Annotated in this window: 22 protein-coding genes; 13 read left to right on the top strand and 9 right to left on the bottom strand. The window is 72.3% G+C overall.

Annotated elements, in window-relative coordinates:
* Nucleotides 1-6 precede the first annotated feature (6 nt).
* The 7 genes from A4A78_RS02230 to A4A78_RS02195 all read left to right on the top strand — a co-directional run bounded on the left by A4A78_RS02230 (nucleotide 7) and on the right by A4A78_RS02195 (nucleotide 7,903).
* Nucleotides 7-1,992 carry a biotin carboxylase N-terminal domain-containing protein gene (locus A4A78_RS02230; RefSeq protein WP_062946802.1) on the top strand — a complete coding sequence of 662 codons (1,986 nt, stop codon included), beginning with the start codon at nucleotides 7-9 and terminating at the stop codon, nucleotides 1,990-1,992.
* Entirely contained in the window at nucleotides 1,992-2,507 is a 516-nt protein-coding gene (locus A4A78_RS02225) for a MaoC family dehydratase (protein ID WP_062946801.1), read from the top strand. Before A4A78_RS02230 ends, A4A78_RS02225 begins: the two co-directional genes overlap by 1 nt.
* Nucleotides 2,504-3,544, top strand: a complete 1,041-nt coding sequence (locus tag A4A78_RS02220; RefSeq protein ID WP_062946800.1) for a CoA ester lyase — start codon at nucleotides 2,504-2,506, stop codon at nucleotides 3,542-3,544. Before A4A78_RS02225 ends, A4A78_RS02220 begins: the two co-directional genes overlap by 4 nt.
* The gene (locus A4A78_RS02215; RefSeq protein ID WP_062946799.1) at nucleotides 3,541-4,752 is read left to right on the top strand and encodes an acyl-CoA dehydrogenase family protein; all 1,212 of its coding nucleotides are present in this window, start codon (nucleotides 3,541-3,543) and stop codon (nucleotides 4,750-4,752) included. The genes A4A78_RS02220 and A4A78_RS02215 overlap by 4 nt, the downstream gene beginning before the upstream one ends.
* 118 nt (nucleotides 4,753-4,870) lie before the next feature.
* Nucleotides 4,871-6,199, top strand: coding sequence for an FAD-dependent monooxygenase (locus A4A78_RS02205; RefSeq protein WP_156488520.1), 1,329 nt, complete (start codon nucleotides 4,871-4,873; stop codon nucleotides 6,197-6,199).
* Between the two features lie 68 nt (nucleotides 6,200-6,267).
* Complete coding sequence (locus A4A78_RS18230; RefSeq protein WP_062946796.1) at nucleotides 6,268-6,990, top strand: TetR/AcrR family transcriptional regulator; 723 nt, start codon at nucleotides 6,268-6,270, stop codon at nucleotides 6,988-6,990.
* A 205-nt stretch (nucleotides 6,991-7,195) separates the two neighbouring features.
* The gene (locus A4A78_RS02195) at nucleotides 7,196-7,903 is read left to right on the top strand and encodes a GntR family transcriptional regulator (RefSeq protein ID WP_062946795.1); all 708 of its coding nucleotides are present in this window, start codon (nucleotides 7,196-7,198) and stop codon (nucleotides 7,901-7,903) included.
* A gap of 116 nt (nucleotides 7,904-8,019) precedes the next feature.
* Here A4A78_RS02195 and A4A78_RS02190 read toward each other — a convergent pair whose 3' ends face one another.
* A complete protein-coding gene (locus A4A78_RS02190; protein ID WP_062946794.1) occupies nucleotides 8,020-8,919 on the bottom strand; it encodes a hypothetical protein in 900 nt (299 codons plus the stop codon).
* A 389-nt stretch (nucleotides 8,920-9,308) separates the two neighbouring features.
* Between A4A78_RS02190 and A4A78_RS02185 the strand changes: the two genes are divergently transcribed.
* Nucleotides 9,309-10,583, top strand: coding sequence for a prolyl oligopeptidase family serine peptidase (locus A4A78_RS02185; protein WP_062946793.1), 1,275 nt, complete (start codon nucleotides 9,309-9,311; stop codon nucleotides 10,581-10,583).
* A gap of 10 nt (nucleotides 10,584-10,593) precedes the next feature.
* Here A4A78_RS02185 and A4A78_RS02180 read toward each other — a convergent pair whose 3' ends face one another.
* The 8 genes from A4A78_RS02180 to A4A78_RS02145 form a co-directional block, all read right to left on the bottom strand.
* The gene (locus A4A78_RS02180) at nucleotides 10,594-11,085 is read right to left on the bottom strand and encodes a tRNA-specific adenosine deaminase (protein WP_062946792.1); all 492 of its coding nucleotides are present in this window, start codon (nucleotides 11,083-11,085) and stop codon (nucleotides 10,594-10,596) included.
* A gap of 37 nt (nucleotides 11,086-11,122) precedes the next feature.
* Complete coding sequence (locus A4A78_RS02175; RefSeq protein WP_062946791.1) at nucleotides 11,123-11,896, bottom strand: triose-phosphate isomerase; 774 nt, start codon at nucleotides 11,894-11,896, stop codon at nucleotides 11,123-11,125.
* Between the two features lie 395 nt (nucleotides 11,897-12,291).
* Nucleotides 12,292-12,759, bottom strand: a complete 468-nt coding sequence (locus A4A78_RS02170) for a ribose-5-phosphate isomerase (RefSeq protein ID WP_062946790.1) — start codon at nucleotides 12,757-12,759, stop codon at nucleotides 12,292-12,294.
* A gap of 243 nt (nucleotides 12,760-13,002) precedes the next feature.
* On the bottom strand, nucleotides 13,003-14,721 hold the full coding sequence (locus tag A4A78_RS02165; protein WP_062946789.1) for a dihydroxyacetone kinase family protein: 1,719 nt from the start codon (nucleotides 14,719-14,721) through the stop codon (nucleotides 13,003-13,005).
* A gap of 231 nt (nucleotides 14,722-14,952) precedes the next feature.
* Nucleotides 14,953-16,494 (bottom strand): SLC13 family permease, encoded by a 1,542-nt coding sequence (locus A4A78_RS02160; RefSeq protein ID WP_062946788.1) that lies wholly within the window; start codon nucleotides 16,492-16,494, stop codon nucleotides 14,953-14,955.
* A 63-nt stretch (nucleotides 16,495-16,557) separates the two neighbouring features.
* Nucleotides 16,558-17,460, bottom strand: coding sequence for a phosphogluconate dehydrogenase C-terminal domain-containing protein (locus tag A4A78_RS02155; RefSeq protein ID WP_082835140.1), 903 nt, complete (start codon nucleotides 17,458-17,460; stop codon nucleotides 16,558-16,560).
* 143 nt (nucleotides 17,461-17,603) lie between these two features.
* Nucleotides 17,604-18,494 (bottom strand): sugar phosphate isomerase/epimerase, encoded by an 891-nt coding sequence (locus A4A78_RS02150; protein WP_231880810.1) that lies wholly within the window; start codon nucleotides 18,492-18,494, stop codon nucleotides 17,604-17,606.
* A 278-nt stretch (nucleotides 18,495-18,772) separates the two neighbouring features.
* Nucleotides 18,773-19,522 carry a FadR/GntR family transcriptional regulator gene (locus tag A4A78_RS02145; protein ID WP_062946786.1) on the bottom strand — a complete coding sequence of 250 codons (750 nt, stop codon included), beginning with the start codon at nucleotides 19,520-19,522 and terminating at the stop codon, nucleotides 18,773-18,775.
* A gap of 172 nt (nucleotides 19,523-19,694) precedes the next feature.
* On the opposite strand from A4A78_RS02145, the gene A4A78_RS02140 reads away from it, so the two are divergent.
* The 5 genes from A4A78_RS02140 (at nucleotide 19,695) to A4A78_RS02120 (ending at nucleotide 25,103) form a co-directional block, all read left to right on the top strand.
* Complete coding sequence (locus A4A78_RS02140; protein ID WP_156488519.1) at nucleotides 19,695-20,696, top strand: 4-hydroxythreonine-4-phosphate dehydrogenase PdxA; 1,002 nt, start codon at nucleotides 19,695-19,697, stop codon at nucleotides 20,694-20,696.
* A 271-nt stretch (nucleotides 20,697-20,967) separates the two neighbouring features.
* On the top strand, nucleotides 20,968-21,942 hold the full coding sequence (locus A4A78_RS02135; RefSeq protein WP_062946784.1) for a tripartite tricarboxylate transporter substrate binding protein: 975 nt from the start codon (nucleotides 20,968-20,970) through the stop codon (nucleotides 21,940-21,942).
* Nucleotides 21,943-21,953: 11 nt separating this feature from the next.
* The gene (locus A4A78_RS02130) at nucleotides 21,954-22,562 is read left to right on the top strand and encodes a tripartite tricarboxylate transporter TctB family protein (protein WP_062946783.1); all 609 of its coding nucleotides are present in this window, start codon (nucleotides 21,954-21,956) and stop codon (nucleotides 22,560-22,562) included.
* 10 nt (nucleotides 22,563-22,572) lie between these two features.
* Complete coding sequence (locus A4A78_RS02125; protein ID WP_062946782.1) at nucleotides 22,573-24,084, top strand: tripartite tricarboxylate transporter permease; 1,512 nt, start codon at nucleotides 22,573-22,575, stop codon at nucleotides 24,082-24,084.
* A gap of 89 nt (nucleotides 24,085-24,173) precedes the next feature.
* The gene (locus A4A78_RS02120) at nucleotides 24,174-25,103 is read left to right on the top strand and encodes a sugar phosphate isomerase/epimerase (RefSeq protein WP_062946781.1); all 930 of its coding nucleotides are present in this window, start codon (nucleotides 24,174-24,176) and stop codon (nucleotides 25,101-25,103) included.
* Nucleotides 25,104-25,172: the final 69 nt, after the last annotated feature.

Here is a 25,172-nt window from a genome sequence, read left to right as displayed (position 1 = left end):
GGAATCATGAGCCTCCGCACCGTCCTGATCGCCAACCGCGGCGAGATCGCCCTGCGCATCCTGCGCAGCGTCCGCGCGCTGGGCATGGCCGGCATCGCCGTCCACACCGACGAGGACGCCGACTCCCCGCACGTCGCCGCGGCCGACGCCGCCGTGCGCATCGACTCCTATCTCTCCGTCGACGAGGTGCTGCGCGCCGCCCGCACCAGCGGGGCCGACGCGATCCACCCCGGCTACGGCTTCCTCTCCGAACGCGCCGAGCTCGCCGCCGCCTGCGCCGCGGCGGGCATCGCCTTCGTCGGCCCGCCCGCCGCCGCGATCGCGACCATGGGCGACAAGATCACCGCCCGCGAGACCGTCGCCGCCCGCGGCGTGCCCGTCGTGCCGGGCCTGGCCGCGCCCGGACTGGACGACGCCGCGCTGCTCGCCGGCGCCGCCGAGATCGGGGTCCCGCTGCTGGTCAAGCCCGCCGCCGGCGGGGGCGGGAAGGGCATGCACCTCGTGGAGGACCTCGCCGAGCTGCCCGCCGCGCTCGAGACCGCCCGGCGCGAGGCCGCCGGGGCCTTCGGCGACGACACCCTCTTCCTCGAGCGCTGGATCACCGCGCCCCGCCACCTCGAGGTGCAGATCCTCGCCGACACCCACGGCCACGTCATCCACCTGGGGGAGCGCGAGTGCTCCCTCCAGCGCCGCCACCAGAAGGTCATCGAGGAGGCGCCGAGCCCCACCCTCACCCCCGCCCAGCGCGAGCAGCTCGGGCAGATCGCGGTCGAGGCGGCACGGGCGGTGGACTACGTGGGCGCCGGCACCGTCGAGTTCATCGTCGACGCGCACGCCCCCGACGAGCCGTTCTTCCTCGAGATGAACACCCGCCTCCAGGTCGAGCACGCCGTCACCGAGGCCGTCACCGGCATCGACCTCGTCGCCGCGCAGCTCCGCATCGCCGCGGGGGAGAGGCTCGATCTCGCGCAGGAGGACGTGCAGGTCAGCGGCCATGCGATCGAGGCCCGGGTCTACGCCGAGGACCCGGACTCCGGGTTCCTCCCCACCGGCGGGAGGATCCTCGACCTCGCCCTGCCCCGCGGGACGCGGGTGGACCACGCGCTCGCCGAGGGCCTCGAGGTCTCCACCTCCTACGACCCGATGCTCGCCAAGGTCATCACCCACGCCCCGACCCGCGAGGCCGCGCTCGCTGCCCTGGATCGTGCGCTCGCGGGCACGCACCTGCTGGGCGTCGTCACCAACACCGCCTTCCTCCGCGCCCTGCTCTCCCTGCCCGAGGTGGTCGAAGGGCGGCTCGACACGGGACTCATCGAGCGGCACCTTCCGGAGCTGCGACGGGGACCGGTCAGCGACCGCGCCCTCGCCGTCGCCGCGCTCGTGCACCGCGAGCAGCTCGACGCGGCCCGGCCCGACGGGCTCTGGCACCGCCCCTCCGGCTGGCGGCTCGGGGAGCCGGCGCCCTTCCGGGTGCGGTTCGCGGCGGCCGACGGGGGAGCGGTCAGCGTGGCGCTGACCGGGCCGTCCACGCAGGCCAGGGCACAGATCGAGCGTGAGGGCGAGTCCGTCGCGCTGAGACTCGCCCTCCACGGCGATGCCGTCACCGTGGACGGGCTGCGCCTGCCGCTGCGTCACCACGCGAGCGAGGACGCGGTCTGGATCGGCCTGCCCGGCGAGGACCGCGAGCTCGTGCTGCACCGCACCGCCCGTGCCGGCTCCCGTCGCGAGACCGCCCCCACCCTCGACTCCCCGATGCCGGGCGCCGTCACGGCCGTGCTCGTCGCCGACGGGGACCAGGTCCAGGAGGGCCAGGCCGTGCTCGTCGTCGAGGCGATGAAGATGGAGCACACCCTCCACGCCCCGTCGGCCGGCACCGTGCGCCTCCACGTCAGCGCAGGTCAGCGCGTCACCCGCGGGCAGGAGCTCGCGCTGGTGGAGGCGGAGACGGGCAGTGACGAGACCCCCGGACTCACCCTCGAGGAGGCGTCCTGATGACCCCCGACACCGTCGGCCACGACCCAGCCGCCGCCGACGACCGCCCCCGGATCGTGCAGCGCGGCCTCTACGCCGAGGAGCTGCAGATCGGCGCGGTCTACGTCCACCGCCCCGGCCGCACCCTCACCGAGGCGGACAACGTCCTGTTCACCACCATGACCATGAACCCGCAGGCCCTCCACCTCGACGCCGCCTGGGCCGAGGGCACCGAGTTCGGGCAGCGGCTCGTGAACTCGATGCTCACCCTCGCCACCGTCGTCGGCGCCTCGGTCGCCCAGCTCACCCAGGGCACGCTCGTGGCGAACCTCGGCTTCACCGAGATCAGCTTCCCCAGGCCCCTCCACCACGGCGACACCCTCTACTCCGAGACCGAGGTCATCGAGGTGCGCGACTCGCGCTCGAGGCCCGGGCAGTCCGTCGTCTCCCTCGTCCACACCGGCCGTGACCAGCACGGGGACATCGTCGTCCGCGCCGCCCGCACCACCCTCATGCACACCCGGGAGCCCTCATGACCCTCGCCGATCACGCCCTGCACCGCCCCGTCGGCCGCTCCGCCGGAGCCGCCGCGCAGGCAGCCCATGAGCCGCTGCCCGTCGGCCCCGCGCTGCTGTTCTGCCCCGGCGACCGACCCGAACGCTTCGCGAAGGCCGCCGCCCGCGCCGACGCCGTGATCCTCGACCTCGAGGACGCCGTCGCCCCCGACCACAAGCAGGCCGCCCGCGAGGCCGTCGCCGCGCACCAGCTCGATCCCGCCCGCACGATCGTGCGCGTGAACCCGCCCGCCACCTCCGACTTCACCGCCGACGTCACCGCGCTCGCCGCTCTGCGCCCCCGCTGGGTGATGCTCCCCAAGGCCGGCTCCGTCGCCGAGGTGGACCGCCTCGTCGCCGCGATCCCCAGCGCGAAGGTGCTGGTGCTGTGCGAGACCGCGCGCGGGATCCTCGCCGCGCCCGCGCTCGCCGCCCACCCGGACGTGGTCGCGCTGATGTGGGGCGGGGAGGACCTCGTCGCCGACCTCGGCGGCACCTCCTCCCGAGGCGAGGACGGCTCCTATCGCGAAGCGGTCCGCCACGCCCGCTCCGCCGTGCTGCTCGCCGCCCGCGCACACGGCCGCTCCGCGATCGACGCCGTCCACCTCGATCTCCCCGACCACGACGGCCTGCGCGCCGAGGCGGTCGACGCCGCCGCGAGCGGCTTCACCGCGACCGCCTGCCTGCACCCGGACCAGGTCGGCGTGGTCCGCGAGGCGTACGCGCCGTCGGCCGAGGAGGTCGAGCGCGCCCGGGAGCTGCTCGACGCCGCCAAACGCACCGGGAGCGGCGTCTTCGCCCACGACGGGCGGATGGTCGACGGGCCGCTGCTGCGCCACGCCCGCGCCCTGCTCGCCCGCGCCGCGGCGACCGCGCCCGAGGCGGCTCCCGCCGCGTCCACGGGCGGTTCGTCGGCCGAGTCCGCCGCCGAGGGCCCGTCGGCCGCGCCTGCCGCTCCACCCGCCCCCGCCGCCTCACCCGACACCGACGTCCGGCCCGAGAAGGAGACCCTCCGATGAGCGCCCTGCTGACCCCCGCCCCGCCCGCCGGCACCGAGATGCTCCCCGAGGAGCACCAGCGCCTGGCCGCCCAGGTGCGCGCCTTCGCCGACGAGGTCGTCGCCCCCGCCAGCTACGAGTACGACACCGCCCGGCGCCTGCCGATGGAGATCATCGCCGAGATGGGGAGGATGGGCCTGTTCGGCCTGCCCATCCCGCGCGAGTACGACGGGCAGGGCCGCGACTACCTCTCCCTCTGCGTCGCCGTCGAGCAGCTCGCCCGCGTGGACCAGTCCATCGCCGTGACCCTCGAGGCCGGGCTCGGCCTCGGCGCCATGCCGATCCTCTCCTACGGCACCGAGGCGCAGAAGCGCCGCTACCTGCCCGCCCTCGCCCGCGGCGAGCAGCTCGCCGCCTTCGGCCTCACCGAGGCGGAGGCCGGCTCCGACGCGGGCGCCACCCGCACCACCGCGCGGCGCGAGGACGGGCAGTGGGTGATCGACGGGTCCAAGCAGTTCATCACCAACTCCGGCACCCCCATCACCTCGCTGGTCACGATCACCGCCGTCACCGGGCAGAAGAGCACGGCCGACGGGCGCACCGTCCCGGAGCTCTCCAGCATCATCGTCCCCACCGGCACGCCCGGGCTGACCGTGCTGCCGAGCTACGACAAGGTCGGCTGGCACACCTCCGACACCCACCCCCTCCTGCTCGAGGACGTGCGCGTGCCCGAGGAGAACCTGATCGGGCAGCAGGGCCGCGGCTTCGCGAACTTCCTGGCGAGCCTCGACCAGGGGCGCGTCGCGATCGCGGCGCTGTGCGTCGGCGCCGCACAGGGCTGCCTCGAGCAGGCCGTCGAGCGGGCGAGGAGCCGCATCGTCTTCGACAAGCCGCTCGGGGAGCACCAGCACATCGCCTTCACCCTCGCCCGCATGCAGGCCCGCGTCGCCTCCGCCCGCGCCCTCATGCACGAGGCCGCCCGCCGCCTTGACGCCGGGATCCCCTTCTCCCAGGAAGCGTCGATCGCGAAGCTCGTGGGCAGCCACGCCGCCGCGGACAACGCCCGCGACGCCTGCCAGATCTGGGGCGGCTACGGCTTCCTCAACGAGAACGTCGTCTCCCGCCACTACCGCGACAGCCGCGTGCTGCAGGTGGGGGAGGGGACCGACGAGGTCCAGCTCGGGATCATCGCCAAGCACCTCGGGTTCCCGGGGGCGCTCGCGGGGTGAGGCGGCCCCGTCCTGTCGGTCGGACGCCCCGTCAGTGAGAGCTCGTGCGCTGTGAGCTTCGAGACAGTCTCGGACTGACCAAATGACGAATGTGGTCAGGTGGTTCCATCATGGTGACATGACATCGACACCGCGACCCGTCCCGCCGCACTCCACCGTCTCCCACACCTCGACCCTGCCCGCCTCGCCGTCGGCGAACTCGTCCACGTCGGCACCCTCCGCCCCCGCGTCCGCCCCTTCGCGTCGCGCGCTGGTGGTCGGCGCCGGGATCGCCGGCCTCTCGGCCGCCACCGCGCTCCACCGCGCCGGGTGGCACCCGGAGATCGTCGAGCGCTCCGGGCAGCGCCGTCGGGGCGGCTACTTCATCATGATGTTCGGCAGCGGACGCATCGCCGGCGAGCACCTCGGGATCGAGGGCATCCGCCCCCGAAACGCCGAGGACGGCATGAGCTACAGCTTCGATCGGCGAGGGAGCCGCTCCTCGGCCCCGGGCTTCGGCGACCTGCCCGCGAACCCGTGGATGATGCTGCGCGGCGACGTGGAGAAGGCGGCCTACGAGGCGCTGCCCGCCGGTGTTCCGATCCGCTTCTCGACCTCGCCCGTCGCGATCGTCCAGGGCCCTGAGCGCACCAGCGTCACGCTGCGCGACAGCTCCGACGGCAGCGAGCGCACCGAGGACTACGACCTCGTGGTCGGCGCCGACGGCCTCCGCTCCACCGTCCGACGCCTGGTCTGGGGGCCGCACGAGGACTATCTCGAACGCGTCGGCGACATGATCTGCGCCTTCGAGCTCCCGGAGGCGCTCCCCGGAATGCAGTCCCAGGACGGAGGGAGGATCACGGAGCCCGGCCGCTCCTTCACCGTCTTCCCCTTCCGGGACCATGCTCCGACGGTGCTGTTCTCCTACCGGGCCGACGACGTCGACGCCGAGCGCGCCCGGGCCAAGGAGATCGGTGTCGCGGCGCATCTGCGCGAGATCTACGGCCCCGAGCCGCTCGGCGAGATGATGGAGGCGGCGCTCGGCCACCTGGAGTCGACCGACGAGTTCCTCTTCGACTCCGTCGAGCAGGTGCACGTGGACCACTGGCACCACGGCCGCGTGGTGCTGCTCGGCGACGCCGCCTGGTGTCCGAGCCTCTACTCCGGCATGGGCGCCACCTCGAGCCTCAGCGGGGCCGATGCGCTCCGGGTCATGCTCGAGCGACACCCGGAGTCCCTGGAGAAGGCGCTCACCGCCTGGGAGGCGAAGCTGCGCGAACCGATTGAGGAGTTCCAGCTCTCCGCCGCCCCGATGCGCAGCCTCTTCACCGTGGACACCGCGGAGGAGATCGCACGCCGCGGACGCACGCAACCGGTGCAGAGATTCCTGTTCTCCTTCCCGCCGACCAGGGCCGTCATCGCGAACCTGCCCACCTTCCGGAGGCGCGACAGCGACCTCGCCGTCTGAGCGCAGCGCTCCCCGCGCGTCAGGGACGAGTGAGGGATGATGGCCGGGACCCCCGAGGAGAGGAACCCATGACGTCCACCGCCGCCCCGTCGCCGCGGATCCAGCGGATCAGGCAGGCCGCCCGCGACATGGCGCTGCGCGGCGGCCTGCAGGGCATCACCATCGCCGAGATCGCCCGCCGCGCCGGCGTCGGGAAGGGGACGGTGTACCTGTACTGGACGACGAAGGAGGACCTCTTCGCCGACCTCTTCGCCGAGGACTTCCTCGACGCGCTCTCCGAGGTCGAGGCGGCCGTCCGCGAGGACCCCGGGCTCGTCGTCCCGCGACGACTGCTCCCGCTGGTCGGCCGCTCCCTGGACCGTCACCCCTTCGTCGCCGCCGTGCAGTCCTCCGGCGCCGGGCTGCTCGGCGTGATCGCCACGCACCCCGCGATCGTCCAGGTCACTCGTGATGTCGGCCCCGTGGCCGTGCTCGCCCGCGTCCTCCCCGTGCTGCGTGAGCACGGAGTGATCCGCAGCGATCTGGACTCCACGACGCAGGTGCATGCCACGGCGGCCCTGCTCCACGGCCTGCTCGGACTCGACGAGCAGGAGCCCGTGGCCGATCTGCTGCCCGGGAGCGATCCGCAGGAGGTGCTGTCCGCAGCCTGTGCCGCGCTCCTGGAGCCCGCCGAGGCCGTGGACCCCGGTCCTGCTGCGAACGCGGCGCTCACGGAGATGGCGCTCGCTCGTGATGCGGCGCTCGAGGGACTGCGCGGCTTCGGGCTGGGTGCGGGCGGGGCGCACTCGTGAAGATGACGAGCATCGAGCTCGTCCCTCCCCGACGGTGGCCCGTGGGCGTCGGCGCCGCCTGTCATCGATCTGTCATCGAAGGTCCCCACTTCCTATAGGATGCCGCGTGGGCGTGTGCGTCGGACGTGACGCGCCGCCCGTGCGACGATCGACGCCACCGGGACGGGCGAGGAGGCCCGCTCCGGGCAGAGAGGGGAGTGCCGTGATGGCTGTGCGACGGCAGGTGCTGCGCGCCGAGGTCGAGGAGCTGATCCTTCAGCGACTGCTGGAGGCTCGCTGGCCTCCCGGCGCCCGTCTCAGCATCGACGGACTCGCCCGCGACCTCGAGGTCTCCCCGACCCCGGTACGCGAGGCGATGGTGTCCCTCGAGCGCTCCGGGCTGGTGGAGTACGTGGCGCTGCGCGGCTACGTCGTCGCACCGATGCTCGACGCCGAGCAGATGACCGAGCTGCTGGATGCCCGCCGCGTCGTCGAGACCGCGGCGCTCGGTCGCGCCTTCGAGGACGTGGACGCGCTGCTCGCCGCCCTCGAGGAGGCCCACGCCGCCCACGGCGACGTCATCGCCCGTATCGAGGCGGCCGGCGAGGTCAGCATCGAGCTGCTCCAGGAGCACTTCCACGCCGACTGGGCCTTCCATCAGGCCCTCTTCGACCACTCCGGGAACCGCTACCTCTCGACGATGGTCGAGACGGTGCGCGCCCACACCCACCGCATGCGCCAGACCTGGGTGGGCGGACCCGCCGCGCTCGACGTCCACGAGGCCTACACCGAGCACGGCAGGATCCTCGAGAAGGTGCGCCGCCACCATCACGACGGGGCGCTGCAGGCCCTGGACGAGCACCTCGCCGCCGTGCTCGAGCGCTCCCACGCCGTCGCCGAGGCCGAGGAGGCCGGCGGCGCCGCGAAGGGCTGACGGTCCGCGCCGGGCCGTCGGATCACGCCGGGCGGACGGTCACGTCGGAGCGCGGCGGGACCATCGGCGCGGGGCCGTCGCTGAGGGACCGTCGGCTGCGCCGAGGAGCGACCGGCTCAGCGGTCGCCGGCCGGATCTGCCGACGGCTCCGAGAAGCGGGCGCGGAGGAACTCCGAGTGCACGTCGAGGGTGCGCGAGACGCCGGAGACGACCTCGTGCTCGAGCCGGTCCAGGCGCCCGTCCAGCACCGCGAGCTGCTCGTCGATGCGCTGCAGGTTCCCCGCCGCACGGGCACGGGTGTCCTCCGTCGAGCCGGGCGTCAGGAAGCCGACCGTGTCCTCGAGCGCGCCCACCAGCTCGGGGACGTAGCGCTCGGTCATGCCCTCCAGCAGCATCACGTCGGGGTCCGAGGCGCGACGGGACTGCAGCGCCGCCGAGCCCAGCAGCGCGTCGACCCGCAGCAGGAGGGTCTCGGCGCGGTCCAGCAGACGCTTCTCCGTCGGCCCCTGGCTCCGGCGCCGCATCCGATGGATGCGCCGGCGCTGCTGGGTGGAGTCCTTGACGATCTTCTCCAGCATCGCCCGGGTGCCGGAGGAGATCTCCTCCGCGGAGCGGCCCAGGCGCGTCGGCCTCGGTCGACGATTGCGCAGCAGGAAGGCGCTGCCGCCGCCCGCCATCGCGGCGATGCCGAGGCTCGCCAGGAACGGGGTGAGCAGACCGGCGCCGCCCACCAGGGCGCTCACGCCGAGGAGCATGAAGCTGCTGATCCCGAGCACGCCCGCGAGCACCACCGGCACGCCGACGGTCAGCCAGCGCCCGCGCCTGCGGGGCAGCGAGACCGAGCGGGAGCGCGGGGCATGGACCGTGCCCTCGAGGGGCGCGGTGCCGGCGGCCCACGAGCCGGGCGCGGGCGGCGCCGGGGCGCGCAGGCCGGGGTGCGCGCCGGGACCGGGGCGCGAGGGCGTCCCGCCGGGACGTGCCGGGTGCCGGCGGGGCGAGGGGCTCTGGGGGCTCATGGGAACCGCGGACCTCTCTGTGGACGGAGCTGAGGTCTCGACGGTGAGGGCCCTGCGGTCCGGCCTCGGGGCGATCGCGGGAGGCGACCAGCGCGGCCGCGGACCCGGCGCGGGCCCTCGTCGTCGACGGCTCCCAGGCTATCGCGGCACCGTGAGGATCCCCTGGGGGATGTCCCCCTGATCCTGGGAGGGACGCCCCGGAGGTGTCCGTGCGCAGGCGGCGATCGTCGGCCGTGGGAGGCGGCGGGGGCCGTCGGCCGTGCGGGGCGGCCGGGTCCCAGGACCCGGTCCCGTCCTTGACGGAATTAGTGAGCCGCTCCTAATCTCCGTCCACCGGCACGCAGCCCCGAAGTGCCGGCCCGGATGCCATGGACGAAGGAGTCCCTCACATGCGCACCACCCTGCCCCGCCGTTCCCTCCTCACCACCGGAGCCGTCGGCGTCGCCGTCGGCGCGACCGCCCTCCTGCCTGCCGCCGCCCAGGCGGACCCGCCCGGCCGCGGCAGGTACGCGCAGGTCCGATTCGACCTGGGCGCCGAGGTCCTCGACGGCGGCGAGCAGGTCGTCACCCTGACCCTGCGCTCCCGGGCCCTCGCCCCCGTGGCCCGCGAGTCGCTCACCGTGGACACCTTCGCCGTCCACGTCCGGGCGACCAGCCCGCTGGACGGCGCCCTCGCCTACGAGCAGGACCGCGCCGTCACGGCCGTGCGCTGGTCGGGACGGGACGCGGTGCTCGAGCTCGAGCACGGCCAAGACGTCGCGGGCGCGTCGACCCTGCTGTACACCTCGGGCCGCAACGTCCAGCTCGACCTCGAGTACACGATCACCCAGGCAGCTCCCCTGCGGAAGCGCGGCAGCGGGGCCGCGGTCGAGCTCGGCACCTTCGTCCAGGGCGCGCTCGTCTCCCCGGAGGTCGACGCCTTCACCCACCACCAGGTCGACGGCGGCCTCAAGTACCGCCTGTTCACCCCCGCCTCGAAGAGGTCGAAGGGCGCCGGCCGACGGAAGGGCCGGGCGCTGGTGGTGTGGCTCCACGGCGGCGGCGAGGGCGGACTCCTCACCGGCGGCCACGACTACTACGACAACGAGACCACCCTCCGTGCGAACCGCGGCGCCCTCGGCCTCGCGACCGACGAGGCGCAGGAGGCGTTCGGCGGCGCCTACGTCCTCGCCCCGCAGTCGACCTCGGCGTGGATGCAGGACGGCGACGGCTTCGCCCCGCAGATCCAGGCCGTCATCGACGAGGTCGTGGCCCGGGAGGACATCGACGAGGACCGCATCCACGTGCTCGGCTGCTCCAACGGCGGCTACATGACGCTGAAGATGGTCGCCGAGCAGCCCGGACGCTTCGCCTCCCAGGTCCCGATCTGCGGCGCGGTGAGCGGGCCCGAGGGCACGTACCACCTCTCCGACGACACCCTGCGCTCGCTCGCCGAGACCCCGACCTGGCTGGTCGCCGCCGCGAACGACGACACGATCGACGCCGAGGCGAACACCGTGCGCTTCCACGAGCTGATCGAGGACTCGATCCTCAGCCTCTACCCGACCGTCGAGTGGGACGGGGTCGACTACCCCGGCCACTGGTCGTGGATCTACGTGGCCCGCAACGACCCGCAGCACGAAGGCGTGCGGATCTGGGACTGGATGGCGGCCCAGCAGCGCTGAGCGCCACAGCTCAGCGGCCGGCGGCCTTCGCGTGCAGCGCCCGGACCTCGGCGGAGAGCTCCGGGTCCGGTCCGGCGACGTCGATCCCCGGCGCGACCTCCGGGATCCGCAGCGGGGCGACCGGCCCGGCGGGGACGCCGAGCTCGCCCTGCCACTGGAGCAGCTGCTCGGTGCTGGAGGCGTAGACGATCCGGCCCAGTCCCACCCAGGCATGGGCGGCCGCGCACATCGCACAGTGCTCGCCCGAGGTGTACGTCGTCGACTCCCGCCGCTCCTCGGGCGTGAGGTTCGCGGCTGCCCAGCGGGCGATCTCGAACTCGGGATGGCGGGTGTGGTCGCCGCCGGCGACGCGGTTGCGGTCGGCGAAGCGCTCGACGCCGTCGGCATCGACGAGCACCGAGCCGAAGGGCTCGTCACCCGCCGCGAGCGCTTCGGCGGCGAGGTCGACGCAGCGGCGCAGGTGACGACGGTCGTCGGCGGTGAGGGCGGAAGGCGTGTTCATGCCCCCACCACAGCACATCAGGGCGCCGGGCGACAGATCAGGCGGCCGCGTGCGCCTCGGCGATCCGCAGCAGCTCGAGGTAGCCCTCGAGCTTCCACGCGGTGCGGCCGACGAACAGGCCGGTGACGTGCTCGATCCCGAGCAGGTCCGCAGCATTGTCGAGGTTGACCGACCCGCCGTAGAGCAACCCCGTGACCTTCCCCGAGTACTGCCCGCCGAGCGCGGCGAAGGGCTCGACGAGCTCCTCGACCGTCGCGGGACGGCCCTTCTCGCCGATCGCCCAGATCGGCTCGTACGCGATCACCACGCGGGAGAGCTCCTCGGCGGAGAGTCCCTCTAGCGCGCCCGCGGCCTGCTCGAGGATGAACGCGCTGGAGCCGCCCGCCTCCTTCACCTCCGCGCTCTCCCCGATGCACAGCAGCGGGGTGAGGCCGTGACGCAGCGCCGCGGCGACCTTCAGCCGCGTGGTCTCCACCGTCTCCCCGAAGTGCTCGCGCCGCTCCGAGTGCCCGATCTCGACGACCTGGGCGCCGGCGTCCTTCGCCTGCGGCACGGAGACCTCGCCGGTCCACGCGCCCTCGTCCTCCCAGTGCGCGTTCTGCACGCCGAGCAGCACGGGGGAGTCCTCGCCGAGGACGCCCCGCACCGTGGTGGTGGCGGTGAAGGAGGGGATCACGAAGGGCTGCACGCCTGAGGGGGCCTGGCCGCCGTGCTCGCTCGCGAGGTGATCGCGCAGGCTTTCGGCCCAGGCGCGACCCTCGGCGAGAGTCTTGGTCATCTTCCAGCTGGTGCCGATCCAGAGGGGGGACATGCTGCTCCTTGGTCGATGTGTGCCGCTCGCGCGGCGGGTGTCCGACGATCGATTCCTTGCCGGGGAGGAGTTCTTCGACGATTCGTACCAAGAAATGGGAAGAATCGTCGAAGAACTCCGCTCGGCCCGCGCCGGGATCCCCGCAGTGCCGGGTTGATCGACGTCCCGTTCCACGCCGCGGGGGTTGTTCGACGTCCGGTACCAGCTTCTTGGTACGTGACGTCGAACAACTGGTCGGGTCCCGGTAACGGACGTCGATCAGCTGGCCGGTGAGGGGCGCGTGCGGGGTGAGGGGGCGCCGCCGGCCCGGGTGCCGGGGCAGAGCCGGTCAGCCCGAGCCGGGGTGCCGGGCTCGTGCCCGGGGCACCGTGCCGGGGCTCGGGCCCGGCGTCAGCTCACTTCTCGAGGGAGCCGTCGTAGGCGCAGATCGCGTCGACCTTCGCCGCCGAGGAGGACTCCGGGTCGAACTCGAGGTCGAGCCACACCTTCAACAGCTCCTTCGCGAGCTCCAGCCCGATCACGCGCTCGCCCATGCACAGCACCTGCGCGTTGTTCGACAGCACCGAACGCTGCACCGAATACAGGTCGTGCGCGGTCACGGCGCGGATGCCGGAGACCTTGTTCGCCGCGATCGCGACACCCAGACCGGTGCCGCAGATCAGCAGCGCACGATCCGCCTCGCCCGCGGCGATCTTCTCCGCCGCCTCGACCGCGACGTTCGGGTAGTAGGTGCCGTCCTCACGGCCGGTCACGCCCACGTCGAGGACTTTCCCGACGCGGGGGTCCTGCTCGAGCAGCTCCTTGAGCGCGGACTTGTGGCCGTAGCCGGCGTTGTCGGAACCGGTGACGATGGTCAGAGCCATGATGTTCTCCTTCTGGTGATGCGTGACGGATGTGCAGGTGGCGGGTACGGATCGGGCGTCGAGGCGGTGGGTCCCTCGGTCCTGGGTGGTGGGGTCCTTCGTCCCAGCATGCCCGGGACGGGATCGCGGCGTGAACCCGCGGTCGGTGCGAGTCCCGGGGCGAAGCCGCGGCGGGGGAGGGACTCTCCCGTCCGTGGGGGTCCCGGCCGGGAGGGGAGCTGATCACCCTCCCGGCCAGGAAGATCAGGACAGGTGCTGGCCGAGCTCGCGCATGAGGATCGAGAAGGAGATCGCGCCCGGGTCCGGGGTGCCGACCGACTTCTCGCCGAGCACGCGGGCGCGGCCCAGGGTCGCGGTGATCTCGGCGGTCGCGTCGGCCGCCTCGCGGGCCACGTCCGCGGCCTGCAGGATCGCCTCGGCCGCGTTCTCGCCGGTGAAGGCCTTCGCGAGCTCCTCGCGGAAGGGCGCGGCGGCGTCGACCATAGTCTTGTCGCCCACCTGGGCGCCGCCGAGGCGCTGGATCGCGTCGATCCCGGCGTCGACCGCGTCCACGACGGTGCGCGCCTCCGCTCCGGCCTGGTCGTCGTAGACGGCGCCGGCCGCGATGAGGGCCGCGCCCCAGAGCGCGCCGGAGGTGCCGCCGGCGGACTCGGACCAGGCCTCACCGGCACGGACCAGCAGGGTGCGGGCCCCGGCGCCGTCCTCGAGCGCCTGGCGCGCGGCGGCCGCGGCACCCTTGGAGCCGTAGGCCATGCCCTGGCCGTGGTCGCCGTCGCCCGCGATCGCGTCGATCCGGCCGAGCTCGGCCTCCTCCCGCGTGCACACGCCCGCGAACAGGTCCAGCACCCCGGCGACCTTCTCGGCGACCTCGCGGGACTCGCTGCTCGCCGCGGGCGTCTCGTCGGCCCCTGCCTCCCAGAAGGCGGTGCGGCGCGGGCGCTCCGCCGCGCCGGTCATCGCGCCGCGGTGGAAGGCGGGGGTGTCGACCGGGGCGAGCCAGTGCTGCTCGAGCTCCTCGTCGAGGAACACCAGGGTCAGGGACAGGCCGGCCATGTCGAGGCTGGTCACGAGCTCGCCGACCTCGGGGCGGACCGGCGTGATGCCCGCGTCCTCGAGCAGTGCGGCGACCTTCGCGTAGACCACGAAGAGCTCCTCGTACTTCACGGTGCCGAGGCCGTTGACGAGCACCGCGGCGCGGCCCTGGTAGCCGCCCTCGGCGCGCTCGGGCTGCTCGGCGAGCACGCCCTCGACCAGCATCGCCGCGATCTCGTCGGCGGTGCCGATCGGCTCGTCGCGCACGCCGGGCTCGCCGTGGATGCCCAGGCCCACGCCCATCTGGCCCTCGGGCACGTGGAAGAGGGCGCCGGTGGCGCCGGGGAGGGTCGGGCCGTCGAAGGCGACGCCGAAGGAACGCGTCGCGTCGTTGGCCTTCCACGCCAGGCGCTCGGCCGTATCGAGGTCCGCGCCGGCCTCGATCGCGGCGCCGGCGATCTTGAAGACGGGCAGGTCTCCGGCGATGCCGCGGCGGTCGCGGTGGTTCTCCGGCGTGTTGGAGACGATGTCGTCGCTGACCTTGATGATCCGTACGTCGATGCCCTCGGCGCGCAGCTTCTCGGCCGCGGCGCCGAAGTGGAGCACGTCGCCGGCGTAGTTGCCGAAGCCGAGGATCACGCCGCCGCCGTTCTCGGCGTTGCGCGCCACGGAGTACACCTGGGAGGCCGACGGGGAGGCGAACACGTTGCCGCAGGGGGCGCCGTGGCCCATGCCGGGGCCGACCCAGCCGGCGAAGGCGGGGTAGTGGCCGGAGCCGCCGCCGATCACGAGGGCGGGCTGGCCGGCGGGGGTCTCGGTCGCGCGGACCACGCCGCCGTGGACCACGGCCACGTGGTCGGGATGGGACAGGGCCAGGCCCTGGACCGCGTCAGCGGCGAAGGCGGCCGGGTCGTTGAAGAGGTACGTCATCGTGGATTCCTCCGGGTGCTGCCGTGCGGGGTCGACGGCGCGGGGTCGTGGGGGAGCCGGGCGCTCCGCGCCGCAGCAGAATGATCCTATAGGAAATTAGCGGGGTCGGGCAGGGGGCGCCGGTCGATGGGAGCGTCCCGTCGGCCGGAGCCTCCCGGTCGGGCGGGGCGCCCTGCCCGACCCCTGATCATGCGGCGTGGGCCCTCCGGGCGGAAGGCTTCGACGAAATGGTCAGACCACCAGCCACACCAGCGAGAGCAGGAGCATGCTCGTGAAGCCCAGGACCGAGGTCAGCACCGTCCAGGTGCGCAGCCCGTCGGCCACCGAGAGTCCCAGGAACTTCGTGGCGATCCAGAAGCCCGAGTCGTTGATGTGGGAGAGCGAGACCGATCCCAGCCCGATCGCGAGGATGATCAGCACCACCTGCATCGGCGAGTAGTCCCCGGCCATCACGGTGCCCTGGACGATGCCTGCGGCCGAGAGGGTCGCGACGGTGCCGGAGCCCTGGGCGACCTTGAAGGCGAGCGCGACGAGGAAGGCGAGCAGCAGGATCGGCACGCCCGCGTCCAGGAGCAGGCCGGAGACCGCATCGCCGACGCCGGTCTCGGTGAGCACCTTCGCGAAGACGCCGCCGGCGCCGGTGACCAGGATGACGATCGCGGCCGGGCCGAGGGCGCCGTCCATCACCTCGCTGATCTGGGCCCTGCCCCAGCCGTGCATGATGCCCAGCAGGTACATCGCCGCGAGCGTCGCGACCAGGAGCGCGAAGGCAGGAGCCCCGAGGAAGGAGACCACGTGCGCGGCGGTCGAGCCCTCCTCGGCGACGAGTCCGCCGACGGTCCCGAGCGCGATCAGCAGGATCGGCAGCAGGATCAGCGCGGTCACCAGGCCGGCCGACGGGCGACGCCCGGCGAGCTCCCCGTCGGCCGACGACGCGGCGGTCGTCCCGCCGTCGGAGGGGTCGTCGCCCGTGGGGGTGCCCGCGGGGTCGAGGGCGAGGGACGAGGCGGCGACGCCGTGCGAGGAGCCGGAGGCGCCGTCGGCCGCTGAGCCGTCGTTCCCGCCGACGGCGGCGCGGCGACCGCGCCCCGCGCCGCCGAGCTCGGCCGCGCCTGTGCCGGCGTACCTCGCCTCGATCTCCGGGCTGAGCGTGAAGACCTTCGAGGTCACGCGCTTGCCGACGAGGTGGACGAGCAGGCACATCGGGATCGCGAGCACGATGCCGGAGAGGGTCACCAGGCCCATCAGATCCTCACCCAGCAGGGTGGTGGAGCCGACGATGCCGGGGTGCGGCGGGACGGTGTTGTGGATGAACACCATGAACACGGCGACCGGCATGCCGATCGCGACCGGTCCGCGATGCCCCGCCGCCTTCGCGAAGGCGAAGATGATCGGGACCAGGATGATGAAGGCGACGTCGAAGAAGATCGGGATCGCCACCAGGCCGGAGGCGATCAGCAGCGCCTGCGCCAGGCGCTTCTCTCCGAGCGCCTCGGCGGCCGCGTGGGCGATGACCTCGGCGCCGCCGGTGCGCTCGATGATCCCGCCGAGCATCGCGCCGAGCCCCACGAGCAGGGCGACGCTGCCGAGCGTGCCGCCCATGCCCTCGATCATCAGGGGGACGACGTCCTGGACGGGGATGCCGCCGGCCAGCGCGGTGAGCACCGCGACGAGGAGCAGCGCGACGAAGGCCGGCCACTTGAGCTTGATGACCGTGAACAGCAGGATCGCGATCGCGCCGGCGGCGATGCCGACGAGGAGCAGGGGGTCCATCAGGTCCTTCCGGAACGGGCCGGGGCGGTCGTCAGCGACCGCCCCGGCCGGTGGATGTGCTGGTCAGCGCTCGATCTTGTCGAGATTGAGCATCTGGGCGAGCACGGTGTCGAGCTCCTCGTCGTCCCAGACCTTCGTCCAGTCGGGCTTGATGATGGACTCGCGGCCGTAGTCCATCGCGCGCAGGCACGCCTCGGAGAAGGGGTTCGAGCCGCGCAGCGCGTTGGTGAGCGAGATGAAGATGTGGCCGTAGAACAGGGCCTTCACGGCCTTCTCGGGGATGCCGACCTCGTTGATCGCGTGGTCCATCGAGTCCTTGAGGAACTGGCCGATCATGCAGCCGGTGGTCTCCACCAGGGTGGGCTCGAGCTGGGCGAGCTGCTTGATCGTCACCCAGTGCACGTCGATGACGGGGGCGTAGATCGCGCGGATCACCTCGGCGGTGCGTGCCCGGACCTGCTCGTCCCCGCCCTCGTAGGCGGCCACGACCTCCTGCGGCGCGGCGATGCCGCCGAAGGTGTCGGCCCACTCCTCGGGCGTGGTGCGCTCGAGGAAGACCGACGGGTGGGCGGGGTGCGCGCAGGCCTGGTGGACGCCCTCGCGTTCGGCGAGCAGCCCCGCGTAGGCGGCGGCCGGATCCAGGGTCAGCAGGACCGAGCCGTCCTTCATCAGCGGCACGACCTGCTCGGAGATCTTCCCGAGGATCACGTCGGGGACCGCGAGGATCACGACGTCGGCCGCGGTCGCGGCGTCCTCGAGGGAGGAGACCTCGCGGCCGAGCTCGGCCAGGCGCTGCTGGCCGGCCTCGGATGCCTCGACGTAGAGGATCGGGGCGTCGGTGAGGTTGAGGTTGTTCGAGACGCGGGTGCCCATCTTCCCGGCCGCGCCGACGACGGCGACGGTGATCGACGGATCGAGCTCCACGGTCTTGCCGTACAGGGGGTTCAGTTCCTTGCTGCTGGTCATCGGTGACTCCTTCTGGTGGGGCGACGGGTGTCGCTGGGGGTGCGGCGGGGCCGCAGGGCGGTGCGACACGAGGTCGCGGGGTGGGGACCGGCGGGGCCGGTGCTGGTCGGGGCGGGCCGACGGGGTCGTCGTCGGCCGACGGGTCAGGCGTTCGAGAGGCGGTGCGCCTCGCGCCAATCGCGGAGCGCCGCGAGGGTGCGGTCGGTCCAGGCGCGCTCGGCCTCGAGGGTGGTGGCGAGATCGCCCTGCCAGGGCAGCCAGTGCTCGACGATCGCGGACGGGGTGCGGCCGACGGCCGACGTGGCGCGGTCGCCGAAGTAGACGTGGCGCAGCTCGTGGTCGAGGTCGAGCAGGCCCTCGCCGAGCGGGGCGCCGGAGTAGGTGAAGCCCACCCAGCCCTCCTGGCGCGCGAAGGCGAAGTCCTTCACGTGCAGGTTCGCGGTGTGCGGGGCGCAGGCCTCCACCACGTCCTTCGGGTGCTCGAGCGCGGAGACGCAGTTGGCCGGGTCCAGGCAGATCCCCACGTGCGGGGAGTCGAGCTCCTCGACGATGCCGAGCAGCGTGGAGGTGGGGACCTGCTCGTATGTCTCGAGCGCGAGGGAGATACCCGCCGCCTCGAGGCCGGGGAGCGAGGCGCGCAGCTCGGCGACTGCGGCCTCGGGACCGGTGGCGATCTCCTGCGACTGGATCATCGAGCGCAGGGTGCGGGCGTCGAGCGCCTCGGCGATGTCGAGGTACCTGCCCAGGTGCTCGCGCCCGATGGTGCGGGTGCCCAGCTCGAGCTCGACGCCGAGCAGCTCGGCGCGCTCACGCAGGTCGTGCAGGCCGGCGGTGTCGAGCTGCTCGATGCGGGGGTCGTCGCAGATCTGGAAGACCTCGCAGCCGAGCTGTGCGGCGCGGTCGATCATCCCCGGGATGTCGAGCGGGGAGGGGTTGCGGCACTCGAACTCCCAGAACAGGGAGTAGGTGCCGATGCCGATCTTCATTGTCCGGGGGACTCCGTCGTTGGTGTCGGGCAGGTGTGTGGTGGTCACCGTAGACGGAAGAACGGCAACCGGTCAACCGGTTGGACTTGGGAGAGTGGAGGGTGCTCGGGTGGGGGCGCGCGTCGAAGGGGAGGGGCCGAGGACTGCCGAGGCGCCGCAGCGCGAGTGCACCCTGTGAGGCCGGCAGGGGGTGGGCGACGCGCTGCAGGGCGCGTGGGCGCGGAGCTGCGCTGCAGGAAGGGCGGCGGGGCGGTGCCCGCCGCGGTGTGAGCCGGGCGGTCAGATGCTGAAGCGCGGGGGAGCGGCGGCTCGAGAGCCGGGTGTGCTCAGTCCGCGGCCGGCTCCTCGACGGCGCGCAGCAGCCGCGCCCGCGCCGTGGCCATGTGCGCGATCATCGCGGAGGCCGCGCGGTCGCCGTCGTGCGCCTCGAGTGCTTCGAGGATCGCGGCGTGCTCCTCCAGGGCGACGCGCATGTCCTCGACCTCGTGGACAGAGCGGTCGTTGTAGACGCGCAGGAGCTGCCGGCTCACGGCGAGCAGGTCCGTGACGATCGGGTTCTGCGCGGCGGCGCCGAGCACGGCGTGGAAGGCCGCGTCGGCGGTGACGAAGGTGTCGAGGTCCTCGAAGCCCTCGCGCATGCCCTCGATCGACTCGCGCAGGGCGTCGATCTGCTCGGCGGAGATCCGCTCGGCGGCCAGGCGGGCGCTGTAGCTCTCCAGGCCTGCGCGCAGCTCCATCAGCTGGTCGGTGCTGCGCTCGCCGATCATCAGGCCCCAGCTGAGGGTCTGGGGGAGCAGCTCGCTCGCGGTGCCGCGCAGGTAGGTGCCCGAGCCGGGGCGCACGTCGACGATCCCGAGGATCTCGAGCGCCGCGAGCGCCTCGCGGATGGCCGAGCGGCCCACGCCGAGCGCGCTCGCGAGCTGCCGCTCCGGGGGGAGACGCGTGCCCGGCTCCAGGTCCCCGCCGGTGAACAGCTCGAGCATCCGGCCCGCCACGCCGGAGACCGGCGTTCCCGCGGGAACGGCCGACAGCGCCTCGGCGAGGGCGTCGGAGGTGCTGTCGGAGAAGGCGGGCATGCCTGGAAAGGTACCAAGAGGAGGGGCGATGCGGCCGTCGCGCACGCCGCGGCCCTTGACATCCGCGCCCCCGGCCCTAGGATGATCCACGATCCTATTGGATAGTGAGTTTGCAGCGACGCGGTCATGCTGGTCTGCGCCTCCGCTCACGGACCGACGACGGAAGAGGACGATGATGCCCGCCCCCGCCCCCCGCATTGCGATGACCTTCGGCGACTTCTCGGGCATCGGCCCCGAGCTCGCCGTCCGCCTGCTCGCCGAGCCCGGCAACCTCGACAAGGCCCAGGTGCTGGCCCTCGTCTCCCGCGAGGAGTTCGACCGCGCCTGCGCGGCCGCCGGCGTGACGGTGCCTGTCGCGGACTCCCCCACCACGGGCGCGGTGAACCTGGTCGGCTCGCCCCGCCAGGACATCGAGGTCGAGGTCGCGAAGACCTCGGTCGCCGCCGGTGCGCGGGTGATGGAGGATCTCGAGAAGGCGCTGGCCATGTTCAAGGACGGGCAGGTCGACTCGATCATGTTCCTGCCGCTGAACAAGACCTCGCTGCACCTGGCCGGGATGCATGAGGAGGACGAGCTGCGCTGGTTCGCCAAGGAGCTCGGCTTCGACGGCTTCACGAGCGAGCTGAACTTCGTGCCCGGGCTGACGACCTCGCGCGTCACCTCGCACATCCCGATCTCCGAGGTCGCCCAGCACATCAGCGCCGGCCGCGTGCGCCAGGCGATCCAGCTGCTGAACCAGGTCGTGCTCGGCACCGGGGTCGATAAGCCTCGCATCGCCGTCGCGGCCCTCAACCCCCACGCGGGTGAGAACGGCCAGTTCGGCTGCGAGGAGATCGACCACATCGCCCCCGGTGTGGAGCTCGCCCGCGAGGTCGACGGCATCGACGTGAAGGGTCCCTTCCCGAGCGACACCCTGTTCATCAAGGCCCGCGACGGCCAGTTCGACGGGGTCGTGACGATGTACCACGACCAGGGCCAGATCGCCGTGAAGCTCATGGGCTTCGACAAGGGCGTGACGGTCCAGGGCGGCCTCCCCGTGCCGATCGCAACCCCCGCGCACGGCACCGCCTACGAGATCGTCGGCAAGAACGTGGCGCACCTCGGCCCCAGCCAGCGCGCCTTCGACATCTCCGTCGGCCTCGGCGCTCAGACCGCGGAGTCGCGCACCGCCTGACCTCAGGGCAGGGTGCTCCGGAGGACCGGCCGGGCCGCCCTGTGGCCGGCATGCCCTGAGGTGTCGGCGTCCGAACGGATGCCCTGATCGAGGGCCGGAGAGTTCCGAGGCCATCCGGGTCCTGCTCGTCGGTCGTTGCGCGACCGAGACCTCTCACCCCACATTTCCAATAGGATCTTCGGTATCGTCGTCTCCGGACGGCGCTCCGCGGACCGCCACCCCCCCCGGTCGACGATGCGTCGGCCGCCCGTCTCAACGAGGAGATCTGACCATGAAGCGACGCTCCGTACTCACCGCAGGCGCCATCGGCACCGTCGGCCTCGCGCTCTCCGCCTGCTCCGGCGGCTCCGGCGGAGGCAGCTCCGCCGACGGGGAGTTCGACCCCGGCAATCGCGTGACGATGATCGTCCCGTTCTCCGCCGGCGGCGGCTCCGACATCGCCGGACGCGCGATCGCCGCAGGCCTCGAGGAGGTCACCGGCGCGACCATCACCGTGGAGAACCGTGTGGGCGGCTCCGGCGCGGTCGGCTACTCCGGGCTCACCAACGCCGAGGGCGACGGCTCCATGCTCCTCGCGAGCGAGACCGCGCTGATCACCCTCCCGATCGTGCAGGACGTCGACTTCACCTACGAGTCCTTCACCCCGATCATGAAGGCCGGAGAGGACTACAACCTCGTCGTCGTCGCCGCGGACTCGCCCTTCCAGTCGATCACCGACGTCATCGAGGCCGCGAAGACCGAGCAGCTCAACGCCGCCGTCTCCGGCGCGACCGGCCCCGACCACATCGCCTGGAGCCTCATCGAGCAGGAGCAGGGGATCACCCTCGAGCGCGTCACCTTCGAGTCCAGCTCCGAGGTGCTCGCGGCCCTCATGGGCGGCCACGTCCAGGTCGCCGCGTCGAGCCCCGGCGAGCTCACCGGCCAGCTCGAGTCCGGCGACATCCGCGCCCTGTGCGCCCTGGCCCCGGAGCGCTACGAGTATGACCTGCTCGCCGATATCCCCACGGGCTCCGAGGAGGGCGTCGAGGTCACCTTCGCACAGTGGCGCGGCTTCATCGCGCCCGGCGGCATCGACGACGCCGCCAAGGAGTACTGGATCGCGAAGGCCAAGGAGTACGAGCAGAGCGACGCGTACAAGGAGTTCATCGAGTCCAACATGCTGCAGCCGGTCACGGCCTACGGCGACGACTTCGTGGAGTACCTCCACGAGTACGCCGCCGACGTCGAGTCCGTGCTCGGGAACTGACGGGGGGAGCCATGACCGATTCGACGATCGAGACGCCGCGAGCCCGTTCGATGCCGAACACGAGCGACCTCGTCGGCACGGGGATCCTCGCGCTGGTGGGCCTCGTCGCGGTGATGATGGGACTCGGGTACGGGTTCATCGGGGACAACGGCCAGATCGGGCCGGGCTTCATGCCCGTGCTGACCGGCGCGTTCATCCTTGTCGCCTCGCTCGCCGACATCGGTCGGCTCTTCCTGGCACCGAAGGACGGCTCGACAGCCGGGCTCGGCGGAGTGGCCGAAGAGCTCTCCGCCGAGGCTGCTGCCGCGCAGGCGGCGGCCAAGGAGGAGCGCGGCGCCTCGTCCGAGGAGGAGCTGGACACTTTCGGGCGCACCGCGAAGCAGCGCAGCCGCACTGTCCCTCTGATCTTCGGGATCGTCCTGGCTGCGGTGCTGCTCATCCAGGTGCTCGGGATGCTGCTGTCTCTGACGGTGATGATGTTCGCCGTCGTCTTCCTGGTCGAGAGGAAGCCGCTGCTTCCCTCTCTGCTGACGTCCGCCGCCGTGCTCGCCGTCGCCTATCTGATCTTCGTCGTCATGCTCGGGGTGCCGCTGCCCCAGGGCATGCTCGGCATCCTGTGAGGAACTCCCGATGATCGACAACCTGATGCTGGGGCTCGAGACCGCGGTCAGCCCCGAGAACCTCCTGTGGTGCGCGGTCGGCGTGGTCCTGGGCACCGTGATCGGCCTGATGCCCGGTCTCGGCTCCGCCACCGGTGTCGCGATCCTGCTGCCGGTGACCCTCACCATGGAGCCGGTGACCGCGCTGATCATGCTCGCCGGCATCTACTACGGCAGCCAGTACGGCGCCTCGATCAGCTCTATCCTGATCTCCACACCAGGCGACTCCTCCTCTGTGGTGCTGACGCTCGACGGCTACCAGATGGCGCGCAAGGGGCGTGCCGGTGCGGCTCTCGCGATCTCTGCCATCGCCTCGTTCATCGCCGCGATCCTCTCGCTGATCGTGATGCTCGCGATCGCCGCCCCCATCGCGTCATGGGCGTTGAACTTCGGCCCGCCGGAGACCCTCGCGATCATCCTGCTCGGCATGGCCACGATCGTGACCTTCGCCGGCGAGAACATGCTGCGTGGCATCATCATGGCCGCCGTCGGCCTGCTCCTGTCGATGATGGGCATCGCCTCCGGGTTCACCACCGCCAGATTCACCTTCGGCAGTGTCGAGCTGCTCAGCGGGCTCGAGTTCGTCGCGGTGATGATCGGCATCTTCGCCCTCGGCGAGGTGCTCCACCAGATCCAGCGCGGCGGAGAGAAGCCGATCCGCGCCGGGTTCCGCGACCTGCTGCTGAAGAAGGACGAGGCCAAGCGCATCCCGGGCCCCGCACTGCGCGGCACCTTCCTCGGCACCGCACTCGGCGTGCTGCCCGGTGCGGGTGCCACCCTCGCCTCGTTCATGTCCTACGGGCTCGAGGGCCGCGTGGGCAAGCATCGCAAGGAGCTCGGCACCGGCGCCGTCGAGGGTGTCGCCGCCCCGGAGGCGTCGAACAACGCCGCCGCGAACGCGAGCTTCATCCCCACCCTGGCACTCGGCATCCCCGGCTCCGGCACCACCGCGATCCTGCTCGGCGCCTTCGTGATCTTCGGCCTCCAGCCCGGGCCGATGCTCTTCGAGCAGCAGCCCGACCTGGTCTGGGGCCTGCTGGTCTCGTTCTTCTTCGGGAACCTGCTGCTGCTGGTCCTGAACCTGCCGCTCGCACCCGTCTTCGCCCAGGTGCTCCGCGTCCCGTACAGCTACCTGTACCCGATCATCATCGTGCTGAGCCTCGTGGGCGCCTACGCCGTCGGCAACAGCCTGTTCGCCGTGTGGGTCGTGTTCTTCGCCGGTGTGCTCGGCTTCTTCATGAAGAAGTACGACTTCCCGGCGGCGCCGCTCGTGCTGGGCCTGGTGCTCGGCCCGATGCTGGAGCGCACCCTGGTGCAGACCTCGTCCATGGGCCACGGCAACCTGCTGATCGTGTTCGAGCGTCCGCTGTCGGCGTTCTTCATGGTCGTGGCGATCCTCGCCTTCGTCGTCCCGCCGCTGTGGACCGCGATCCAGGGTCGCCGTCAGAGGGCGCAGGCGCAGAAGGCGAGCGTCGACGCCTGAGCCCCCCCCCGTCGGCGTCATCGCCGGCCCCACTTCCCCGCAACACCACCAGGATCACCCGGTCCTGCACAGATTCCGGAAGGACCTCCATGTACACCGCTGAGACCTGGCCGATCGGGGCCAACATGCTCTCCTTCGGCAGCGCCGCCTCCGACGGGACACCGCTGAAGGACGCACCCTCGACCGTCTGGGCCTCCCACCTGCGACAGGTGAAGGAGCTCGGTGTCCACCAGGTCGATCCCACCGACGCCTGGCTCCCGCTCGCCGCGCTCAGCGAGGACCGCCTCGAGGAGTTCCGCCGCGTCCTGGACGGTGAGGGGCTGACGCTCTCCTCGATCTCGATGACCCGCAACTCCGTCGTCGACGCGGACAACGGCGAGCAGAACTTGCGCGATGCGCACCGCTACCTGGAGATCGCGCCGAGCTTCGGCGTGACCGTGGTGAACACCGGGTTCATGCAGGCTCTGACCCCCGTGCAGCAGAAGGCGACCTGGTTCTGGCTCGCCGACGGGCACGTCGACGACCCGGCTCGCCGGGACCTCGCGGTCGAGCGGGTCCGGGAGCTCGGCGACGCGGCCCGTGCACAGGGGGTCCAGCTCAGTCTCGAGATGTACGAGGACACCTTCGTGGGCACCGCCGACGACGCCGTCTCCTTCGTGACGGACGTCGACCACGAGGCCGTCGGGCTGAACCCCGACATCGGCAATCTCGTGCGTCTGCACCGCGAGGTCGAGCCGTGGACGGACATCCTCGAGAAGGTTCTTCCCCATGCCAATTTCTGGCACATCAAGAACTACTCCCGGGACCAGGACCCGACCACCGGTGCGTACGCCACCGCCCCGATGCCGCTGAAGTACGGCTACATCAACTACCGCCAGGGGATCCGCCGAGCACTCGAGCTCGGCTACACCGGTCCGTTCTGCTGCGAGCACTACGGATCGGACTCCCTCGGCGTCATCGCGGAGAACGTGCACTACATCCGCCAGGTGCTGACCTCGGCGCTGTCCGATCAGAGCTGAACCCGGCCCGGGCGGTGAGGAGCGGGCGCTGCAGCCGCAGCCTCCGCTCCTCGCCGCCCGGGCATCGAT

This window comes from Brachybacterium sp. sponge (genome assembly GCF_001613775.1).
Lineage (GTDB): Bacteria > Actinomycetota > Actinomycetes > Actinomycetales > Dermabacteraceae > Brachybacterium > Brachybacterium conglomeratum.
Note: the sequence above shows the minus strand (reverse complement) of the source record. Positions and strands in the feature narration are given on the sequence as shown.

What these genes read in the sequence shown, in the direction of transcription:
- A4A78_RS02230 (WP_062946802.1), top strand. Translation starts at nt 7, where the DNA reads ATGAGCCTCCGCACCGTCCTGATCGCCAACCGCGGCGAGATCGCCCTG.
- A4A78_RS02225 (WP_062946801.1), top strand. Translation starts at nt 1,992, where the DNA reads ATGACCCCCGACACCGTCGGCCACGACCCAGCCGCCGCCGACGACCGC.
- A4A78_RS02220 (WP_062946800.1), top strand. Translation starts at nt 2,504, where the DNA reads ATGACCCTCGCCGATCACGCCCTGCACCGCCCCGTCGGCCGCTCCGCC.
- A4A78_RS02215 (WP_062946799.1), top strand. Translation starts at nt 3,541, where the DNA reads ATGAGCGCCCTGCTGACCCCCGCCCCGCCCGCCGGCACCGAGATGCTC.
- A4A78_RS02205 (WP_156488520.1), top strand. Translation starts at nt 4,871, where the DNA reads ATGACATCGACACCGCGACCCGTCCCGCCGCACTCCACCGTCTCCCAC.
- A4A78_RS18230 (WP_062946796.1), top strand. Translation starts at nt 6,268, where the DNA reads ATGACGTCCACCGCCGCCCCGTCGCCGCGGATCCAGCGGATCAGGCAG.
- A4A78_RS02195 (WP_062946795.1), top strand. Translation starts at nt 7,196, where the DNA reads ATGGCTGTGCGACGGCAGGTGCTGCGCGCCGAGGTCGAGGAGCTGATC.
- A4A78_RS02190 (WP_062946794.1), bottom strand. Translation starts at nt 8,919, where the DNA reads ATGAGCCCCCAGAGCCCCTCGCCCCGCCGGCACCCGGCACGTCCCGGC.
- A4A78_RS02185 (WP_062946793.1), top strand. Translation starts at nt 9,309, where the DNA reads ATGCGCACCACCCTGCCCCGCCGTTCCCTCCTCACCACCGGAGCCGTC.
- A4A78_RS02180 (WP_062946792.1), bottom strand. Translation starts at nt 11,085, where the DNA reads ATGAACACGCCTTCCGCCCTCACCGCCGACGACCGTCGTCACCTGCGC.
- A4A78_RS02175 (WP_062946791.1), bottom strand. Translation starts at nt 11,896, where the DNA reads ATGTCCCCCCTCTGGATCGGCACCAGCTGGAAGATGACCAAGACTCTC.
- A4A78_RS02170 (WP_062946790.1), bottom strand. Translation starts at nt 12,759, where the DNA reads ATGGCTCTGACCATCGTCACCGGTTCCGACAACGCCGGCTACGGCCAC.
- A4A78_RS02165 (WP_062946789.1), bottom strand. Translation starts at nt 14,721, where the DNA reads ATGACGTACCTCTTCAACGACCCGGCCGCCTTCGCCGCTGACGCGGTC.
- A4A78_RS02160 (WP_062946788.1), bottom strand. Translation starts at nt 16,494, where the DNA reads ATGGACCCCCTGCTCCTCGTCGGCATCGCCGCCGGCGCGATCGCGATC.
- A4A78_RS02155 (WP_082835140.1), bottom strand. Translation starts at nt 17,460, where the DNA reads ATGACCAGCAGCAAGGAACTGAACCCCCTGTACGGCAAGACCGTGGAG.
- A4A78_RS02145 (WP_062946786.1), bottom strand. Translation starts at nt 19,522, where the DNA reads ATGCCCGCCTTCTCCGACAGCACCTCCGACGCCCTCGCCGAGGCGCTG.
- A4A78_RS02140 (WP_156488519.1), top strand. Translation starts at nt 19,695, where the DNA reads ATGATGCCCGCCCCCGCCCCCCGCATTGCGATGACCTTCGGCGACTTC.
- A4A78_RS02135 (WP_062946784.1), top strand. Translation starts at nt 20,968, where the DNA reads ATGAAGCGACGCTCCGTACTCACCGCAGGCGCCATCGGCACCGTCGGC.
- A4A78_RS02130 (WP_062946783.1), top strand. Translation starts at nt 21,954, where the DNA reads ATGACCGATTCGACGATCGAGACGCCGCGAGCCCGTTCGATGCCGAAC.
- A4A78_RS02125 (WP_062946782.1), top strand. Translation starts at nt 22,573, where the DNA reads ATGATCGACAACCTGATGCTGGGGCTCGAGACCGCGGTCAGCCCCGAG.
- A4A78_RS02120 (WP_062946781.1), top strand. Translation starts at nt 24,174, where the DNA reads ATGTACACCGCTGAGACCTGGCCGATCGGGGCCAACATGCTCTCCTTC.